General features: G+C 43.5%; 15 protein-coding genes and 1 other RNA gene. 6 read left to right on the top strand and 10 right to left on the bottom strand.

The features are described 5' to 3' along the window. Positions 1 to 105: 105 nt before the first annotated feature. Entirely contained in the window at positions 106 to 792 is a 687-nt protein-coding gene (locus GTQ43_RS09545; RefSeq protein WP_265272383.1) for a hypothetical protein, read from the bottom strand. 385 nt (positions 793 to 1,177) lie between these two features. Here GTQ43_RS09545 and GTQ43_RS09540 point away from each other — a divergent pair, with 385 nt between their 5' ends. Then, a complete protein-coding gene (locus tag GTQ43_RS09540; protein ID WP_265272382.1) occupies positions 1,178 to 3,256 on the top strand; it encodes a DNA polymerase III subunit gamma/tau in 2,079 nt (692 codons plus the stop codon). A 431-nt stretch (positions 3,257 to 3,687) separates the two neighbouring features. Here the strand turns inward: GTQ43_RS09540 and GTQ43_RS09535 are convergent, their stop codons facing one another. After that, positions 3,688 to 4,050 (bottom strand): hypothetical protein, encoded by a 363-nt coding sequence (locus tag GTQ43_RS09535; RefSeq protein WP_265272381.1) that lies wholly within the window; start codon positions 4,048 to 4,050, stop codon positions 3,688 to 3,690. Between the two features lie 281 nt (positions 4,051 to 4,331). Continuing rightward, positions 4,332 to 5,738, bottom strand: coding sequence for a glycosyltransferase (locus GTQ43_RS09530; RefSeq protein WP_265272380.1), 1,407 nt, complete (start codon positions 5,736 to 5,738; stop codon positions 4,332 to 4,334). 734 nt (positions 5,739 to 6,472) lie between these two features. On the opposite strand from GTQ43_RS09530, the gene ebsA reads away from it, so the two are divergent. Next, positions 6,473 to 6,847: a type IV pilus biogenesis protein EbsA gene (gene ebsA, locus GTQ43_RS09525; protein ID WP_265272379.1), complete on the top strand. Its 375-nt coding sequence runs from the start codon at positions 6,473 to 6,475 to the stop codon at positions 6,845 to 6,847. Positions 6,848 to 6,979: 132 nt separating this feature from the next. Here the strand turns inward: ebsA and GTQ43_RS09520 are convergent, their stop codons facing one another. Beyond that, positions 6,980 to 7,162 carry a hypothetical protein gene (locus GTQ43_RS09520; protein WP_265272378.1) on the bottom strand — a complete coding sequence of 61 codons (183 nt, stop codon included), beginning with the start codon at positions 7,160 to 7,162 and terminating at the stop codon, positions 6,980 to 6,982. Between GTQ43_RS09520 and GTQ43_RS09515 the strand changes: the two genes are divergently transcribed. The 3 genes from GTQ43_RS09515 (at position 7,162) to nifJ (ending at position 14,941) form a co-directional block, all read left to right on the top strand. Then, complete coding sequence (locus GTQ43_RS09515) at positions 7,162 to 9,081, top strand: GTPase family protein (protein WP_265272377.1); 1,920 nt, start codon at positions 7,162 to 7,164, stop codon at positions 9,079 to 9,081. The two genes, GTQ43_RS09520 and GTQ43_RS09515, sit on opposite strands and share 1 nt — an antisense overlap. 141 nt (positions 9,082 to 9,222) lie before the next feature. After that, entirely contained in the window at positions 9,223 to 10,896 is a 1,674-nt protein-coding gene (locus tag GTQ43_RS09510) for an ATP-binding protein (protein ID WP_265272376.1), read from the top strand. A 415-nt stretch (positions 10,897 to 11,311) separates the two neighbouring features. Next, a complete protein-coding gene (nifJ, locus tag GTQ43_RS09505) occupies positions 11,312 to 14,941 on the top strand; it encodes a pyruvate:ferredoxin (flavodoxin) oxidoreductase (RefSeq protein ID WP_265272375.1) in 3,630 nt (1,209 codons plus the stop codon). A gap of 269 nt (positions 14,942 to 15,210) precedes the next feature. On the opposite strand, the gene queF is transcribed toward nifJ, so the two are convergent. The 6 genes from queF to GTQ43_RS09475 all read right to left on the bottom strand — a co-directional run bounded on the left by queF (position 15,211) and on the right by GTQ43_RS09475 (position 19,121). Continuing rightward, positions 15,211 to 15,633, bottom strand: coding sequence for a preQ(1) synthase (queF, locus tag GTQ43_RS09500; RefSeq protein ID WP_265272374.1), 423 nt, complete (start codon positions 15,631 to 15,633; stop codon positions 15,211 to 15,213). 107 nt (positions 15,634 to 15,740) lie between these two features. Continuing rightward, positions 15,741 to 16,130: a hypothetical protein gene (locus tag GTQ43_RS09495; protein ID WP_265272373.1), complete on the bottom strand. Its 390-nt coding sequence runs from the start codon at positions 16,128 to 16,130 to the stop codon at positions 15,741 to 15,743. A 157-nt stretch (positions 16,131 to 16,287) separates the two neighbouring features. After that, positions 16,288 to 16,674, bottom strand: coding sequence for a phasin family protein (locus tag GTQ43_RS09490; protein WP_265272372.1), 387 nt, complete (start codon positions 16,672 to 16,674; stop codon positions 16,288 to 16,290). Positions 16,675 to 16,699: 25 nt separating this feature from the next. Next, an RNA gene (ffs, locus tag GTQ43_RS09485) (signal recognition particle sRNA small type) lies at positions 16,700 to 16,796 on the bottom strand. Positions 16,797 to 16,833: 37 nt separating this feature from the next. Further along, complete coding sequence (locus tag GTQ43_RS09480) at positions 16,834 to 17,100, bottom strand: YciI family protein (protein WP_265272371.1); 267 nt, start codon at positions 17,098 to 17,100, stop codon at positions 16,834 to 16,836. 23 nt (positions 17,101 to 17,123) lie between these two features. Beyond that, positions 17,124 to 19,121: a protein phosphatase 2C domain-containing protein gene (locus tag GTQ43_RS09475; protein ID WP_265272370.1), complete on the bottom strand. Its 1,998-nt coding sequence runs from the start codon at positions 19,119 to 19,121 to the stop codon at positions 17,124 to 17,126. Positions 19,122 to 19,354: 233 nt separating this feature from the next. Between GTQ43_RS09475 and GTQ43_RS09470 the strand changes: the two genes are divergently transcribed. Further along, positions 19,355 to 19,789, top strand: coding sequence for an NfeD family protein (locus GTQ43_RS09470; RefSeq protein ID WP_265272369.1), 435 nt, complete (start codon positions 19,355 to 19,357; stop codon positions 19,787 to 19,789). The last annotated feature ends 10 nt before the right edge of the window (positions 19,790 to 19,799 follow it).

Below are 19,799 nucleotides of genomic sequence, written 5' to 3'. Positions count from 1 at the left end.
CGTAAAAATCCATTAGATTCTAGACAGAGCTTCCGTAGCAGGTTAGCAAAAAATATACAAAACTTCAAGAGTAAAGCATTACAACGTTACAATTCCTAGATTCGACTAATTTTCTGTTTGCTCTGTAGTCGATTGACCGGCAGGATATAACTGATTGATTAACGCTTGGACAAGCACTTGTGGATCGTCTGTCTCAACGGCAAGCTGTTGAGCAATCTGCTGACGTAAGTTTTCATCCTCCTGTAACATCACAAACAATTCTTCTAGGGTGACAGTTTGGTATTCTCCCTCTGGGGGGTTCTGTGGCGTATCTACTGATTCTGACATGGCTGCGCTTGACTCAGATGCTAAAGTCGTGCTGAGAGCATCTGGCCCTTCATATTCCCAAATTGGTTCACCTTGATTGCGTGTCAATAACTGCATCCCGATACTATAGGCAACATCTCCGATTTCTCCGATATTCAACTCACCCAGTTGTACTAACCGCGCCCCCATTTCATTGTTAGGTGTCGGTGATGCTAGCAATTTTTCGCCAAAGCGCCCTAACCACTCAACCCACTCTTGAGTTGTAATCCGATGTTCAATATTATGCAGCCACTTTTGTGCCCAGGCTTCCCCTCGTGCTTGATGTACTCCTTGCAACAGCTCAGTGAAGAGAAATTCCAGATCCGTATCGCTTAGGGGTGGTGCTGGTTCTTTTTGGATATTCCCTTTAAATCTTGAGGAAGTCTGTTTTTCACCGAACAAGCTCTGAAAAAGCTTTTTGAGCCATTGAAATAGCCGCTTGAGCATCTGCTGCACCATCGAGTTTTGTTTATCCTAAAATTGTAGCGATCGCACTGGACTATGGCGTTAGTTCAGTCAATAAAACGTATTTTTCTCTTGGGCATTGGGCATTGGGCATTGGGGGAGAATTCTTATAACTCCTAACTCTTTTCATAGAACAAATGTACTAAATGCTATGCTATAATTCCGATACATTGATGTTGAAATCATAGTAAAAAATTATGATCTGGTTGCTTGCTTTCCTGAGTGCCAAAATTGACGGCATTAGTTGAGTGTAAGCGTTATGGCAACATCGATAAACAAAGCAGGTACGAGAGTTTAAAATAATTGAATCCTAAACTCGACTCGGTGCTACTAATTCACGTTGAAAGGCATTGAAGTCTATTTTTCCATGTCTTACGAACCCCTGCACCACAAATATCGCCCCAAAAGTTTTGCTGAACTAGTGGGACAAGAGGCGATCGCTACCACCCTCACGAACGCGATCGGCACATCCAAAATTGCCCCCGCCTATTTATTTACTGGGCCTAGAGGTACGGGGAAAACTTCTAGTGCCCGAATTCTGGCCAAATCCCTCAATTGTCTCAAAAGTGACAAGCCCACGGCTGAACCCTGCGGCGTGTGTGAGGTTTGTCAGGGAATCACCAAGGGTTATGCCTTAGATGTAATTGAAATCGATGCCGCCAGTAATACTGGTGTCGATAATATCCGCGAGTTGATTGAAAAAGCGCAGTTTGCTCCTGTGCAGTGTCGTTACAAGGTTTATGTCATCGACGAATGCCACATGCTCAGTACCCAGGCATTCAACGCGCTACTTAAGACATTAGAAGAACCACCGAGACACGTAGTTTTTGTATTGGCGACAACAGACCCCCAACGGGTTTTACCAACGATTATTTCACGCTGTCAAAGGTTTGATTTTAGACGCATTCAGTTAGAAGCGATGGTGAAGCATTTAAGTGCGATCGCATCTTATGAAAGCATACATATTTCACCCGAAGCTGTAACCCTGGTAGCCCAACTTTCTCAGGGAGGGTTGCGAGATGCCGAAAGCTTGCTCGATCAATTGGGTTTGTTAGCGGGTGAAGTGACACCCGATCGAGTTTGGGATTTGGTGGGGACGGTAAGCGAACAGGACTTATTGGGGCTTTTAAATGCGATCGCTCAAGATAAACCAGAAGCAGTTCTAGACTGTACTCACTACATCCTAGATCGTGGTCGAGAACCTCTGACTCTCCTCCAAAATCTTGCCGCCTTCTACCGCGATTTACTCATAGCGAAAACAGCACCCAATCGTCACGATTTGGTTGCTTGTACTCAGCAAACCTGGACAGCGCTGGTTGAATTTGCCCAATACTTCGATATGAGCGTGATTTTGGCGGGACAAAAACACTTGCGAGAAGCTGAAGTGCAAATTAAAAATACCACCCAGCCGCGTTTGTGGTTGGAGGTAACATTACTCGGATTGTTACCGAGTGCGACGACTATTCAGCCACAAGTCGCAACTGTCCCGCCGCGAGTTAACACACCTGCTATATCTCCAAGCTATCCTCCAGCAGTTGTCCAAAATCACCCAGTCTCTTCTGTACCTCTAACTGAACCGCAAACAAATCATAATTCTGCATCTCCCAATCATCTAGCGACTGCCCAAAATCAGCCCGTTATTTCATCTCCCCCAGTTGAACAGCAAACAAATCACAATTCTGCCGCTAACTCAGTTTCACCACCAACCCCAGAACCAGTATCTGTACCCGTGTCACCTGGGAACCTTGAACCAGTAACTTCAGAAGTTGTTGGGGAAGCACAATATGACTTAACTCAGGTTTGGCAACAGGTGCTTGCTAACCTCCAGCCAAAATCAAGGCAAGAAATGCTGCGTCAAATGAGCCATCTTATAGAGTTCGACGGGGTTGTGGCTCGAATTGCGATTAAACAGGCATGGTATGACAAGGGAAAATCTTATCTACCGATGATTACGGCAGCTTTCCAGCAGACTTTCCAGCGTGAAATCCAGATAAATATAGAAAAAGGAATTTCTTCAAACTCTACCTCAGCCAAAAAAAATTCTCCCCCAAAAGACTCTACTCGCCCTCAGCAACCACCTACTCCCAGTTACAACCAGCAAATTTCCCCTCCACCGCAAGCATCACAGCCAACTAATCCACCACCAGCACCGACAGCAGCAAAAAATGGAAATGGCATAAACGGAAACGGTGTAAATGGAAATGGGGTAAATGGAAATGGTGTAAATAGAAATGGGGTAAATGGAAATGGGGCGCAAACTTTGCCTCCACCGCCACAGGGAACACCTGCACCTGATTGGGAAGTTGATGAAGTAGCGATCGCCGCTCAACGTATAGCAGAATTTTTCAACGGACAAATTATCCGTTTTGCAGATGATTTCCCAGAATTCTCCGATTCCATAACTACACCAGAATGGGTAGAAGAAGCAGAAGTTGATGATGAATAATGCTCTTATATTTAATTAAAAACTGGGAAGATAATAAAACTTATTTGATGCGGAAAAATAATAAAAGCTGATGTTAATAATTATATCTTACTAATGATTTTAGTTTCAATAAAATACTACAAAGCTATATCTAACTGGGATTTGGAATTTTATTACTAGTTATACCAATTCTTTATAAAGCTGCATAGAATTCGATCCCCCCTAACCCCCTTAAAAAAGGGGGGGAAAAGAATCAAAGTCCCCCTTTTTAAGGGGGATTTAGGGGGATCTAGATATGTGCAACTTCACATTAAATTGGTATTAAGTTTATTTTGTTTAATTCGTTAGTTCTTTGTCTGTACCATAAAAAAATATGCGATAGAACCGATTTTGGTTGATTAATTTATTCTTTGGAAGTCCCATATAGTTGCTTCTAAAGTGAGGGATAATCGCTATGCTTCAGGTCGAGGTTGACTGCTTTGCCCCAGCCAACTTAAGCCAAGTTGTCCAATATCGTTATCGTGTTCTCGATAATAACAAACCATACAATAAATACACGTGCCCTCTTGGGGCCAGTGAGCAGGATCTGGGGGTAGTTGTTGACTTCCCTCTTTGTAGAGAATAGTATGCCCAACATCAATTGTACCTATATACTTGTAGCGATCCTTCGGAAAATCATCGACTTCTACAATTATGCCAAAGGGTCTGATTTGTCCTACTTTTGCCCAAAACTTACAACCAATGGGATATCGCTGCTTAAGCATTAACCAGTGTTGTTGCATAAGTGGCCGCCATTGTTCCTCGGTCATTTTCATCTTTGAGCCTCAGGCACGAAAGTCAGCATTTAAAAGAGAGATTACACTTGTAAGATTTTTGGCTTTGCACTAACTATAATTTACGATTTAGCACTCTCAAACCTATTTATTTACTCAGTATAAACTACACAGTAGTATCAACTTAATTGACCTGAACGTGGGATACTTTCATCGCTACAATGTTACTATCAGTGGCGAAGTTTTTCAGTGAAAAAGGCAGGAGGCAGAGGGCATTATTCCTCCTATCTCCTGCCTCTGTTATTTTTAATTCCCCAAAGGGGCTATTCCCCATTCCCCGTATGCAAAGTTTTCACCCATTTCAGGCGCTTTGGTCTTACCGACATCCGTGCGGTAGTACTGCTCATGACGACTAACCAGTGCAACATATATAAACTGCCACGCAGGGTTTGCACCAGCATCGTAAGATATGTAGAAAGTGGGAATTTTTGATCTTGACGTACCCGCTTCAGACCTGTAAACATCCCTACCATCGACATAGAAATAGACAAGCCTGTGATCGGACTTAACATTGGTGGACGATGACGCGCGATCGCCATTAACAAATCCGGTACTGTTGCTGTGGGTAAGATATACATAATCAGCATAAAAATCAGCAAATCCCAGCTTTTGCGCCATCCCATGCGGTTTTTGAGAATTAAATCCCAGTAATCTAGATAGCGTTGATAACCGCCTTCTGCCCAGCGGTTGCGCTGATGCCAAAGTGCGATCGCATTTGTCACACCTTCTTCTTGCACTGCTGGATGGAAAACACACTCAATATCCCATTTATCCAAATGTAAGCGGATTGTCAAATCCAAATCATCGGTAATGGTTTCCTCATTCCAGCCACCGCAGTTTTCCAAGGCGGAACGGCGGACAAATTGACCATTGCCCCGCAGTTCGCCAATGCCACCAAGGGCACTACGCTGTTGCTGAAACCAGGTATCAAGAGCCATTTCGGCCATTTGCCCCTTAGTCCAAAAGTTTTGTTTAGCGTTGGCGATCGCTTTTCGCACCTGCACCGCCCCGACCTTTTCTCTTTGAAATAAAGGTATTACCTGTTGCAGCAAATCTGGTGTCACTTGGGCATCAGCATCAAATACTGCTATGATTTCGCCTTTTGTCAGAGGCAACACCTGATTCAATGCCCCTGATTTGCCGCCACTAGCTTCTGCTGAACGCCTGAGTACTTTCAGTTGATCGTGTTTCTGTTCTAGTTCTGCTAATAAATGTGGCGTGCGATCGCTGCTATTATCGTCAATAATCCATACTTCATACTTTCCACCTGGATATTCCAGATTACAAAGGTTTTTGACTAATTTGGCAATTACCGCTTCTTCATTTTTCGCAGCCACTAACACAGATACAAAGGGCAAATCTCCCTGTATTTCTTTTGGATAGCGACGGGATTTAGTAAACACTACCACCAAGGCATGAAATCCTAGAATGGTGGTCAGTCCTAGAATAAATATAGAAGCCCAAGAAACTAAATGTAGAGCGATCGTGCCACTCCAGACGATAGTCAAGACTAGAGCCGCCTTACGTCTACGACCTTGAAACCGGGATGGTAGAGACATAGTATCTGTCTCTAACACCAACTCCTCATCTACTGATAGGTCAGACAACAAGGAGTTGAGCGGATCAAGCTCTTGATAAGAATCTTCTTCGGGCCAGGAATTCGCTGGCATAGGTTAGGTTGCTTGATTCAAAAACCAGTATTTGTCTACAGTTAGTAATTTTACGGACAAATATCCCTAAGCTACTTTTCCCGATTTTAATCGGAATGGGCAAACTGCAATACCCGCTATCCCTAAGCCAAAAGCCGCCGGGACTACTTTTGTTGTCACTGCTACCCTGGGTAATTACCTCGAATTAACCACGTTTGCTACTCTTAGCCATTCGGCTTTGTTCCTTTAATACCCACTTGGGCAGGAAGTTTGTAGAGTCGGGCTTTCTCCAATGAAAACTCCGATTTGGGCAAAGTGATACTAAGCTAGCAGCAGCTTATTTTTGGGATAAACAGCAATAATAGCATCCACAACTTTACAGTGGAGGTTTTTCATGCTATGTCGTTTTGCCCAGCTTCGATAAAAGTTAATGCAGCCTTATTGTAACCGAAATTTTAATATTTCTTAGCAGTAACTTCATCTATGGGGCATTGAAATTAAGGAGAGGTGACAGGTGATAGTAGTCTGTCAAATTCATTTTGACGGTTAGAGAGACGCGATAAATCGCCGTCTCTACAGGGAATTTATCCATCAATTATTTATTGACAGACTAATTAGGTGACAGGGAATAACCTGTAACCTGTACACTATTCCCTTCTTCACTGACCACAGTGTGCTTTAGACACATATTTTGGGAACACTACTAACATCCACTAATATCCCTAGTTGCCAACTAACTTGAGGAATATTTAATAATGTCTATTGAGCAACTCCAACCTGCTACTCAACAACAAGCGAGTGTTTATTTACCTTACGTCCAGGGCACTAAGCGTAATTTCTTACTCCATGCCATCAGTCTTTATCAAAAAGGGGTTTTGGAAGGACACCGGAAGATAGAAGGTAGTGAACATATCCCCTTTGTCGCCTCCTGGAATGTTGGTACTTTACCTTCAGACTTAACCCGTTGCCGAATTCAGTTTGATGGCAATGCTGACTTGAGTTATGAACTGATGATGGCTAGTTTCGAGTTTATTAATTTTTTAATTGAACTTATGGACAACTATAAACGTCATCGCGTGACCGATTTTTCACAACCGTTTTACCGCAAGTTATTGCGTATAGATGATTAATTCAATTCAGCCGGACTTTTCCTAGTTCGGCTCATCTACGACTTACACACACTCTACGAATACTTGGCGCTCTTCTCTACGAGACGCTACGCGTTGGCGGAGCCTCTCGCAGAGAAGGCGGCTTGGCGGTTCTTAGACAATAACATTTAGAAAATCTTCAGCCGTAATAATCGGGCAAGAAAAATTATCTTTTAGACTGAGTAAATTGCGATCGCCACTACATACTACCTTACTAATAGTATTGCCACACACTCGGAACTCAGCACTCTTCATAATAGGAGTATCAGCAGTATAACCAAGGCAGGTATAGGGCAATGGTGCGATTAAAACTCTGGCAGTGGGTGGTCTTAGCAATCCCGATCGCGTTTATCGTTATTTTCTTGCTAGTATCCGCCGGTTCACAAATTCACACTTGGGGTATTAGTTGGATTTGGGGTGTGTTCACCCTTTTATTCGTTGGTTGGCGTTGGCTACTGGTAAAATGGACTCAACCTGCTGTTAACCAAGTGGAAGCTGTATTAGCCCAAGTCCAAGAAGAATTAGAATCGGCAGTAGAGGATACAGCAAGACCACCAGTAGGAAGTGATGTCACAAAGCTTGCAGAAACAGCACTTCAAGAGATTTTGCAAGCAGCACAAAGCGATCGCCCGATTTGGGAAGACTGGCAAACTTTTTGGACGCGATGCCAAGATTTAGTTGTAGCGATCGCTCATATCTACAATCCTCAAATTCAATATCCGCTGCTGAATATTTACGTCCCCCAGGCTTACGGGCTGATTCGGGGAACGGTGGATGATATGGATCAGTGGATGCAAAAGTTATCCCCTGTCCTCAATCAGGTAACAGTTGGACAAGCATACCAAGGATATGAAGTCTACCGGAAATTAGAACCATCGGCTCGAAAATTTTGGAAAGCTTGGAACTGGGCACAGTGGGTTTTAAATCCGGTGGCGGCGGTAGCAAAAAAAGCTAGTCAGGGTTCTAGTAACCAGGCAACTCAGCAATTATTGGGGAATTTGAGTCAGTTATTCCGGGAAGCTGCCCTAAGAAACTTATGTCGGCAAGCGATCGCTCTCTACGGACGTAGTACCTTACCAGTTTCAGCAACTGTAGTATCCACACCGACTTTACCCAAGGCAAAAACCCAAACACTCCGAGAAATCTTGACTCAAGCTCAACCAGCCGAGGCGGTTGAGCAAAAACCCGTGAATATTCTGCTGGTGGGGCGCACGGGATCGGGAAAAAGTAGCCTGATTAACACACTATTTCAGGCGGATCTCGCAGCCGTTGATGTTTTGCCCAGTACCGATCGCATTCAAAATTATCAATGGCATACTCAAAGCGGGGAAACTCTGACGCTTTTGGACACACCTGGCTATGAACAAGTCAACCGTGCCGATCTCCGAAATTTGGTGCTTGATTATGCCATTAATTCAGATTTACTGCTGTTAGTTACCCCTGCCCTCGATCCGGCGTTACAAATGGATGTGGACTTTTTGCAAGATATCAAAGCAGAAGTTCCAGATTTACCAGCGATCGCGATCGTTACTCAAGTAGATCGGCTGCGTCCCATCCGCGAATGGCAACCGCCTTATGATTGGGAATGGGGCAATCTCCCAAAAGAAATTGCTATTCGGGAAGCTACTGAGTATCGCGCTAAACTGCTAGGAAGCTTTTGTAATCTAGTTCTACCTGTGGTTACAAGTGACAGCAAAACGGGTCGAGTTGCTTGGGGAGTAGAAGCCCTGTCACTGGGATTAATAGATGCGATCGCACCTACTAAGCAACTGCGTCTCGCCCGCTTTTTGCGTAATCTCGAAGCCCGCACCGTCGCGGCTGCCAAAATTATTGACCACTACACCTTCCAAATGGCGACAACACAGGGACTAACAGCATTGCTCAAAAGTCCCATTCTCCAATTTGTTTCTACACTCTCAACGGGATCTCCAGCCCTAGCCTATATGCTGGCAGAGCAAATTCCTGTGGAACAGTTGCCGATTGTGATTGGCAAACTCCAAATGGCTTATGAGCTTTTCTCGCTCTTGAATACAACTAACCCTAACCCGCTCAACTTTGAATTGCTATCCCTCTGGCCGTTACTGCTGGAAAACTCCGCTTCCCCCGATCGCAACGCCTGGGCATTTGGTCACGCCCTAGTCGAGTATTGGACTCAAAATTTGACGGTTGAAGAACTCCGGCAGCAATTTGAGTATTATCTGTCCATTGCTAAATAATTTTCTTGACTAATGACTTAACTCATCCCATAGCTACCAAAACACATCAAAGTTAAGATTACGATTAAGACTAGGTGTCTGCTGAAACTTGCCCACTCTACCTGAATTTTACCCAGACGTAACTCTTGTTTGGAGTTCTTTATGAAAAATATATTACAAACCGCTATCTCTCAAGAACAGGATTCACATCAAAGCTATAGTATTTCGTCTTATAATCGGTTGCTTTTGGTTGTGAAAGATTTGGCTTGTGTGCGGACTATTGAGGAAATTATTGAAATTGTGCGTTTAGCTGCTCGCGATCTCACTAATGCTGATGGAGTCACTTTTGTCCTCCGGGATGGTGAATGTTGCCACTATGTTGATGAAAACGCAATTGGGCCACTTTGGAAAGGTATGCGTTTTCCGCTCAAGTCTTGCATCTCCGGTTGGGCAATGCTCAATAAAAAAGCAGCCGTGATTGAGGATATTTACCAGGATGCTCGAATTCCTATTGATGCTTATAAAGTGACTTTTGTCAAGAGTTTAGTGATGGTTCCGATACGGATTGCCGATCCACTAGGTGCGATCGGAGCCTACTGGAGTACACCCCACTTAGCCACATCTGAAGAAATAGAACTGCTTGAGATTTTGACCGATACTACAGCAGTGGCGATCGCAAACGTTCAACTTTTTCAGAAACTTACGAACCAAAACGCCCTAAAAGACAAATTTATTGCGATGCTAGCTCACGAATTGAGGAATCCTGTTGCGCCCATCTCGAATGGGGTTCAGCTTCTCAAATTGAAGTTGGGCGAGACTGGTGCAGTGGGAGAAACAGTTTTAATGATGCAACACCAGATTAAGCACCTCTCGAAATTGATCGATGAGCTACTCGATATATCATCCATCACTTACGGGAAGATTTCATTAAATCTTGAGAAGTTCAATCTGGTAGATTTGGTTCGCCAGAGTATTAATGACCATGCCCAAGCAATAGAAAGATCGAACGTTACTGTAGTACAAGATTTGCCAAACAGACCAGTGTGGGCTGATGTTGACTCTACCCGCTTCTTTCAAATTTTTGGGAACCTACTTGATAATGCTTTCAAGTTCTCAAAGCCAGATGGGACGATCTGGGTGGATCTCTCATTGATTCCAGGCGAGAATGGCTCAGGCAGTGTGGCAGTTTTATCTGTAAAAGATTCAGGGATAGGGATAGAGCCAACAATTTTACCAGAACTCTTCGAGCCATTTACCCAGGGCGATCGCAGCTTAGACCGTTCAAGGGGCGGGCTAGGTTTGGGACTTTCGGTAGTCAAAAGTCTTGTTGAACTTCATGGTGGTAATGTTGAAGCCTCAAGTAGAGGGATCGATTTGGGAGCAGAATTCAAAGTTACTCTCCCTGTATGCGAAGAGATTACAATCTTAGAAAGCGATTCGGAGATTGTAGAGGCGGCTGAAAAATCGCTGAAGATTTTAGTCATCGAAGATAACGACGATTCAGCCTTATCATTAAAAGCAGTGCTTGAATACTACGGGCATGAAGTTTCCATTGCCAGTAATGGAATTTTAGGGATACAAACTGCAAGAGAGTTTGAGCCTCATGTAATTATTTGTGATATTGGACTTCCCGAAATGGATGGATTTGCGGTTGCAAAAGAACTGAGTAAAGACTCAAAATTTACTCGCTCAATTTTGATTGCCCTCACCGGCTACGGTAGCCAGGAGGATAAGGAACTTGCGCTTCAGGCTGGTTTTAAATGCCACTTGACCAAACCTGTAGACTTTGAAATACTTATGGCAGAAATTGATCGATACTTTCTCCTGAGTGCGTAAGGGCAGCCCCTCGGAAACATCGCTTTTATCCGATTAAATCATCTGTCGCAGCCTTAACTGGATCAAAGCGATCGCAGATTAAATAACACCCGTATTTTGTTCTCATCCTAAATGGATTTAGCGAACAAGAAGATTCCCGAACCCATACCCCACAAAAAAGAATAAATTATCTCAAAGTCTTATTTAATCAATACTTTGGCTATTGAGTACATGATTAAGACATATTAATAGATGCGCTATTTCGGATGAGATATTTATATATGCAGTATTTATTTAAAGTATTTGAACCACATCTTTTGTAAGGGCACAGCATTGCTGTGCCCCTACTGTGTAGCCTACCTGACTCTGGCTATTTTTCAATTTTCTATTTACGTGTTCTGATAATCCAGTTTAGAGCGGGGACAAAAATTATATTATGAACAAAACCTTTGCAACCATTGATGGGAATGAAGCTGTTGCCCGTGTTGCTTACAAATTAAATGAAGTAATTGCTATTTATCCCATCACCCCCTCTTCAGCGATGGGTGAATGGGCGGATGCTTGGTCAGCAGAAGGTCGTCCTAACCTCTGGGGTACTGTTCCCAGCGTTGTGCAGATGCAGAGCGAGGGGGGAGCGGCTGGTGCTGTGCATGGGGCATTACAAACGGGTTCCCTGAGTACCACCTTCACGGCATCTCAAGGGTTGTTGTTAATGATACCCAATTTCTACAAAATTGCTGGTGAACTTACTAGCGCTGTAGTTCACGTTGCTGCTCGTTCCCTAGCTACCCATGCTTTATCCATTTTTGGCGATCATAGCGATGTGATGGCAGCTCGTGCTACTGGTTTTGCCTTGCTGTGTTCTGCTTCGGTGCAGGAAAGTCAAGATTTTGCTCTCATCGCCCATGCTGCGACTCTAGAGGCGCGGGTGTCTTTTATGCACTTCTTTGACGGCTTCCGTACCTCCCATGAAGTGCAGAAGGTTAAACTGCTGTCAGATGAAGATTTGCGATCGCTTATCCACGATCATTTCATACTTGCCCATCGCAGTCGAGCGTTGACCCCAGATCGTCCAGTTTTGCGTGGTACTGCCCAAAACCCCGATGTCTACTTTCAAGGACGTGAAGGCGCTAACCCTTACTACAACGCTTGTCCAGAAATTGTCCAGCGCATCATGGATGAATTTGGAGAACTCACGGGGAGACATTACAAAATCTATGAATATTACGGTGCCAAGGATGCCGATCGCGTTATCGTTCTTATGGGTTCAGGCTGTGAAACCGTCCATGAAACAGTCGATTATCTTAACGCCCGTGGTGAAAAACTTGGTGTAGTGAAAGTGCGACTTTACCGCCCCTTTGATGTCCAAAGATTTGTTGCAGTATTGCCAAATAGTGTAAAAGCGATCGCAGTTCTCGACCGTACCAAAGAAGCCGGTAGCGCCGGGGAGCCTTTGTATTTGGATGTTGTGGCTGCTATCCATGAAGCTTGGGGAGAAGAAGCAGGGGAGCAGGGAGCAGGGTGCAGGGGGGAGGATCTTCTCCCCTGCCCCCCGCCCCCTGCCCCTCTGCCTAAAATCATCGGTGGTCGTTACGGGCTTTCTTCTAAAGAATTTACTCCGGCGATGGTGAAGGGGATTTTTGATAACCTTGCTGAAGCTAAACCGAAGAATCATTTTACTATTGGGATTAATGACGATGTTACTTACACTTCTCTAAAGTTTGACCCCACATTCTCCACGGAATCGGATAATGTTGTTCGGGCAATGTTTTATGGGTTAGGCGCTGATGGTACTGTTGGAGCTAATAAAAACTCTATCAAGATTATTGGTGAAGAAACCGACAATTACGCCCAAGGCTACTTTGTCTACGATTCCAAGAAATCTGGTTCGATGACTGTCTCTCACCTCCGCTTCGGAAAAGAGCCAATTCGCTCTACTTACCTAATTGACCAAGCGAATTTTATTGGTTGTCATCATTGGGGATTTCTGGAACGCATCAATATTTTGAAGGCTGCTATTCCTGGGGCAACTTTGCTGCTTAATAGTCCATACAATGCAGATAGTGTCTGGGAAAATTTGCCCGTGAAGGTGCAGCAGCAAATTATCGATAAGCATTTGAAGTTATACGTAATCAATGCTAGTGAGGTTGCCCGTGAAAGTGGTATGGGTGGCAGAATTAACACCATTATGCAGGTATGTTTCTTTGCTTTAGCCGGAGTCTTGCCGCAAGAAGAAGCGATCGCTAAAATCAAACAAGCGATTGACAAGACTTATGGTAAAAAAGGCGCAGAAGTTGTCCGCATGAACCTGCAAGCCGTAGACAACACTCTAGACAACTTACATAAAGTAGATGTCCCAGAAACACCTCTAACTACTAACTCCTCACTCCTAACTCCTAACTCCCCACTTAACTCTGCTCCCGAATTTGTGCGGGAAGTTCTGGGTAAAATCATGGTGTGGGAAGGTGATGATTTACCTGTTAGCACCCTACCCGTTGATGGCACTTTTCCGGTAGGTACTGCCAAGTGGGAAAAGCGTAACGTTGCCCAAGAGATACCTGTATGGGAGCCGGATGTCTGCGTTCAGTGTGGGAAGTGCGTCATGGTTTGTCCCCATAGTGCCATTCGCGCTAAGGCTTATCAAGCCGATGAATTAGTTAATGCCCCAGTCACCTTTAAATCAACTGGTGCAAAAGATAAAGACTTTACCAATCAAAAATTTACCATTCAGATAGCCCCAGAAGACTGCACAGGATGCGCCATTTGTGTAGATATTTGCCCTGCTAAAAATAAATCTGAGCCATTGCGGAAAGCGATTAACATGGCGCAGCAGTTGCCATTACAAGAACAAGAGCGGAAAAACTGGGATTTCTTCTTGAGTTTACCTAATCCTGATAGGCGATCGCTCAAATTGAACCAGATTCGCCAACAACAACTGCAAGAACCTTTATTTGAATTCTCTGGTGCTTGTGCAGGTTGTGGTGAGACACCTTATTTAAAACTATTAACACAACTGTTTGGCGATCGCGCCGTCATCGCCAATGCAACAGGTTGTTCCTCAATCTATGGTGGAAATCTCCCCACCACTCCTTGGACAACAAACGCCCAAGGACGCGGCCCGGCGTGGTCTAATAATTTATTTGAAGATAACGCCGAATTCGGTTTTGGCTTCCGCCTCTCCCTGGATAAACAAGCTGAGTTTGCGGCAGAATTGTTGCAACAGTTGGGGAGTGAAATAGATGAAAACCTTGTCTACTCAATCCTGAAAGCTGAACAAAAATCTGAGGCTGACATTTGGGAACAGCGCGAAAGAATAGAACTGTTGCAGCAGAAGTTAGATGAAATTGTCACTTTCGATCCTAACCTCAAATCTAAAATCCAAAATCTCAAATCCCTTGCCGATTACTTGGTAAGAAAAAGCGTCTGGATTGTTGGCGGTGACGGTTGGGCTTATGATATTGATTTTGGCGGCATCGATCATGTAATTGCCAGTGGTCGAAATGTCAACATCTTAGTAATGGATACAGAAGTGTATTCTAATACAGGTGGTCAATCTTCTAAAGCTACGCCACGAGCCGCAGTTGCTAAATATGCCGCTAGTGGTAAACCTGCACCAAAGAAAGACTTAGGGATGATTGCCATGACCTACGGAAATGTCTACGTAGCGAGTGTAGCCCTTGGTGCTAGAGATGAACATACTCTCAAAGCATTTTTGGAAGCAGAAGCTTATGATGGCCCATCAATAATTATTGCTTACAGCCATTGCATCGCCCACGGCATTAATATGACTACCGGGATGAATCATCAGAAAACTTTGGTAGAATCAGGTCGTTGGTTGTTGTATCGGCATAATCCAGAGTTGCTTAACCAGGGTAAAAATCCATTGCAATTGGATATGCGATCGCCTACGCAATCAGTAGAACATTCGATGTATCAGGAAAATCGCTTCAAAATGCTCACCAAAAGCAAACCTGAAGTAGCCAAGCACTTGTTAGAACAAGCGCAAGCTGAGGTAGATGTACGTTGGCAAATGTACCAATATTTGGCAAAGCGCGAGCCTTTGTAAACATCAATCCTATTTTTATGAAGATTGCTGTGCCCCTACACCTTGCGATGTAATTTCGTACCGCATCTAAACTGGTCGGTTAAGGCAAGAGACGCGATGAATCGCCGTCTCTACAATAATTAATATTTCATCGAAAAACCTTAACTGAACCGTATTGGAACCACTATACTCAACCTGAGTAAAAAATTTTCGTAGTGAGGACTTCAGTCCTGATTTTGTTAGCGTAGTGTATTCATGAGACACTACGCTAACACTACAAACCAAAGTTTTTATGATGGATATTTATGATGACGCACTTCAACTACAGTATGTACATTGCCACGAGGCGTAAAATCTGCTTTCACAGTGGCTTCTAAGGGATCGCATGCAGCCACAAAATCATCCAAAATTTGATTAGCAGATTCTTCGTGAGAAATATAGCGATCGCGGTAACTGTTAATGTAAAGCTTAAGCGCTTTCAATTCTACTACCCGTTCATCAGGGATATATGTAACGTAAATTGTCGCAAAGTCAGGATAACCAGAAAACGGACATTTACAAGTAAATTCTGGCAAAGTAATATTAATGTCATATCGCCTCCCTACACGCGGATTTGAAAAGGTAATTAATTTACCTTCCGCAATGTCGCGTTCGCCATACTTCATTTCTTGGCTTGCCTGGGATAAACCTTCAGCTAATTTATCGGTTGTCATTTGTCAATTTATCATTGGTTATTTTACTTATTTTTACGTCCTTTGATTAATTTTGTAGCTTCTTAACTCCAAACTCTTGTACAGACGCGATTAATCGCGTCTCTCCCTCAATACTCTTCCTTCTCCCAGTCTGGACAATTCTCATCTTCACAACCGTGGGGATGCATAGCACAAACTAATAAATTACCACCATAAACTTGACCGTGGTAATGACTACAACCAATACAGGCAGGATTTTTTTCGGCTGTGGGTTCAACTGAATAAGGAAAAGCCGGATCTACATCTCCTACAATATCCTCCAGTTCCCGGTAAGCTTCCTCAGCTAAATCCTGGAAATACTGATCGAATTCAGTAACAATATTAGGGACTTGCTCAGTAATTTCTTCCGTTAACTCAAAAAAAGTCTCTACCATTTCACTCATTCCCAGGAAGAAACGCTCTACTTCATCAGCAACTGTTTCAACGATTTCTGCTAAATCTTTTTGCCACTGTTCCATAAACTTGACACCTTTGCAGGCTATAAACAGGACGCTTTGTGTTACCTGGCTGGAAGCACTGGAATACACACTAGGCAATGTATCTTATCAAGTTTCTATATGAAGTGCCATACAAAAGTGCCACTTGTTAATGATTGTCTCCATCAAAAATTAATTCTTATCGATCGCGTTGCAATCGTTTTAACTCGTTTTGCAGGTTTAGCACTTCTTGGCGTAATTTATCCACATTCTCATCATTTGATCCCTCTTTCACCGTTGGTTCTTCATCTTCCTCTAAAATTTCAATGCGTCGAGGTTCAGAAGGGGGTGTTTTTTCAGAGGTTTCACCAGATGGTTGCACCTGTTGGGCTTGCTTCATCATCTCTTCGACGAAGCGGCGGGCTTCTTCTGTGTTCATTTCGCCCTTGGCCACCATTTCGTCTGCCAGTTTTTGGACTTGCGATCGCACTTGGGCTAATTTTCCCCCTGCTTTCTCACCTGCGTAAGAAGCTAATCCAACACCGAGGTAAAAAGCTTTTTGAACAATATCTCCAAAACCAGCCATTGTTGCTGACCGCTCCTAAAAATAGGGCGACCCGGAGACTACGCCTACCACAAGCCTCCCGTGTTGCTGCTACCTTCCGGTTCTGACAAGATTTGGGTGTTGCGATCGCATAGATCCAGGTCTTCTAAAAGCATAACATGAAAAACCAGTAAGTGATTGTTATTCCATAACAATTCGCCATTCGTAAAGCTGATAGTTGACGCAGCCGTGTTGCACCAAGGGATCCTCAGCGACAATTGCTTCTGCTTCTTCCTTTGAGGCTGCCTCAAACAGTAACATCCCACCTCTTTGCTCTGCCCAATAGCCTGTTCGGGCTTTGTGTCCTTTAGCAATCAAGTCCTGAATATAGGCTTTGTGGGCAGGTACATATTGGTCAAAGGTAGGTTTATCGACTTTACCTTCTTCAATTTTGACAAACCACGGCATTAGCTTCTTAACTCCATTATTCCCTACTTTCTAGGCGGACAAAGCTGCTGCACTCTTTGAGGAAGTTGCCGACACATCTGTTGTAATCCTTGAGGATTAATTTGCCACCAAGCAAATAATCCCAGACTTGTACCGCCAACAAGCAACGCCAACATTCCCCCTAGCATCACCAAGTGTTTACCCCGATTAGATTTTGTAATCAAAGTTGGTGGAATTTCTGAGATTATAACTGGTTCCTCTGAAATATCCAAATTTAGATCCAAATCTAGCAAAGTTTGGGAACTTTCTGTGAAGGAAATTAATTCCTCTTGCTCCTCTTCTTCGTCTTGTTCTTCTATTTCTTCTGGTTCTTTTTGTATTTCTGCTTCTATAATTTCTTCTGGCAATGTCGGAGTCACAGGTACTAAGTATTCTGGAGAGACACGGCAATAAGTGAGAACAACTGACGTATTATCACGCCTATTTTTTTCGTTTGCCAAGTTAATCCAGTTGCGAACAGCATCTTCAACCGTCATCTGTCCTTTGAACACGGGTATTGCATAATCTTGCCAATATTGCTCCACCCGGTTATTATCACTTAAACCATCAGAACACAGTAGCAATATGCCATCTTCTTCTACAATAAATCGCTGAATATTAAGACGCAAAGATTCTGCATTTCTTGTCCCCAAGGCTTGAGTTAAGGCAGTGGCATCTGTTCTGATTAATGCTTTTCGATACAAGCTTTTAGCAAAACGGACTTCCCGTGTTGCTACATCATCATCTACTGTCAGTAGCTGACAATAATTATGAGTAATCCAATAGGCACGGCTATCGCCAACATTAGCCAAGTAAAGTTCGTGGGTATTATTTGATTGCCATCCAGTACTTGTCTGTACTCGTTGGGGAACTTGCAACGCCATGACAATGGTTGTAGCCATGCGTTCTCTACCTTGGCGTTTTTGCTCGTTATTGCGGGCACAAATCACATTATTTACCACCCGTAAGCTTGCTTCTAGTTGTTCCTGCAACAACTCTGGTGATACAAGTACAGCTTGTTCCATAACCTCCGCTAGTAAAGCGCGAATTTGCAACTTTATAGACTGGACTGCTAACTTACTAGCAACCTCACCGCCTTCGTGTCCGCCAATGCCATCACAAACAATCGACAACTGGGGTAATAAAGGTTCATCTAAGTAACTCAAAGTATCGGGGTAGCAAGCATCTTCATTTTGCGCCATAATTGGGCCAATATCTGTAGATCCTGCCACCTTCAACACTAATGGTAATTCTGCCGCAGATGCTAGTAATAAACCATTAAGTTGAGTCGCAATATCACCTAGCTCAACCTCCATTTCACACATCTGCTGAACTATGTTCTGTAACCCCTTGGCTACTGGTGTCTTTGCAGATGCTACCCAAAACTGCCAACACTCTCCCAGATTTTGTAAACTCAGCTTCTTCTCATCTGGTGTTTGGTAGAGTTCCAATAGTCGCACACACCAACCTTGGACTCTCAAGTTGTCTACTACCAGTAAACTGCGGCTAAGTCCTAATTCTGATAAAGGTGTCCAAAGTTGGAGAATTTGCCACAGCCAATAGACTTGTCGTACTGCCGTTGCTTCTTCCCATGCCTCAACAATAGTTGGATAGATATTCCCTGTTGCATCTATCGGTACATTTTCCAATAAGAGGATATCAGTTGTCTCTTCCTCACCATCACTAGCAAACCCATAAGCCTGGGGCAGATGTAACCGTTCTTGATATAACCGTAAATAAGGAATTACTTCTTCTGGCAATTCTTCAGGGACATCTGGTGGGAGTCCTGGTTGAGTATCCAGCCAAATCTGGTGACTAATTACCCCATACCTGTCTGCTACCTTTGTACCTAGTGTGATTTGAGGAGGCAATGAGCCAGTAGCCCAAAGATAGCGGTGAACTAAGGGAGTTTGGCAACTGGCACAAACCTTATCTCCAATAGGATTAATGGGACTATTACAGCTTGGATTTATACAATAAATTGTCAGTTGAGTAGAAATCATAAAAGTATAAATTTAAAAAACCAATCAACTCATGAATTTCGATTACATTTAGCTGGCAATGATTTGAAGGCTAGAATAGACTGGATTCGTGTACTGCTAGCTACACTTGGTTACTGAAAGTAATCAAAATTATTGGTAAAAAGACCAAGTTTTGCTTTCTGCAAATAACTTACGTCTGGCTGTATCTAATCGTAGAAATGCATTTACGTCAATGTAGAGTCTAGGATGACGCTATGCCAAGTTTGACCTTAATCTGGCTTTTGGCAGGAGCAGTTTTATGTCTTATGGAACTGTTCTTACCATCGGCGTTTGTCGCCCTCATGATGGGAATTAGCGCTTTTGTCGTGGCGCTACTGTCTGGACTGGGTTTGGGAAGTGTATGGTTGCAAGTTTTAGTTTGGTTATTATTTTCCACATTCCTAATTGTGCTTTCTCGTCGCTTTTTGCAACCACGACGACGCAAATCGAAAATTCAGGATGCTGTCATAGCTGAAACCTTAACAGAAATTCTGCCTGGGAAAAAAGGGCGGGTGTTGTATGAGGGAAATTCTTGGCAAGCACGATGTGACGATGACAAATTCACCGTACCACCCCATCAAAGAGTTTATGTAGTTAGGAGAGAAGGTACCACTTTGATTGTGATACCAGAAAATTTGTTGAATTCTTAGTTATTGGGGA

This window comes from Nostoc sp. KVJ3, from assembly GCF_026127265.1.
Lineage (GTDB): Bacteria > Cyanobacteriota > Cyanobacteriia > Cyanobacteriales > Nostocaceae > Nostoc.
The sequence above is the reverse complement of the archived record's forward strand: the minus strand, read 5'-3'. Positions and strand labels throughout refer to the sequence as shown.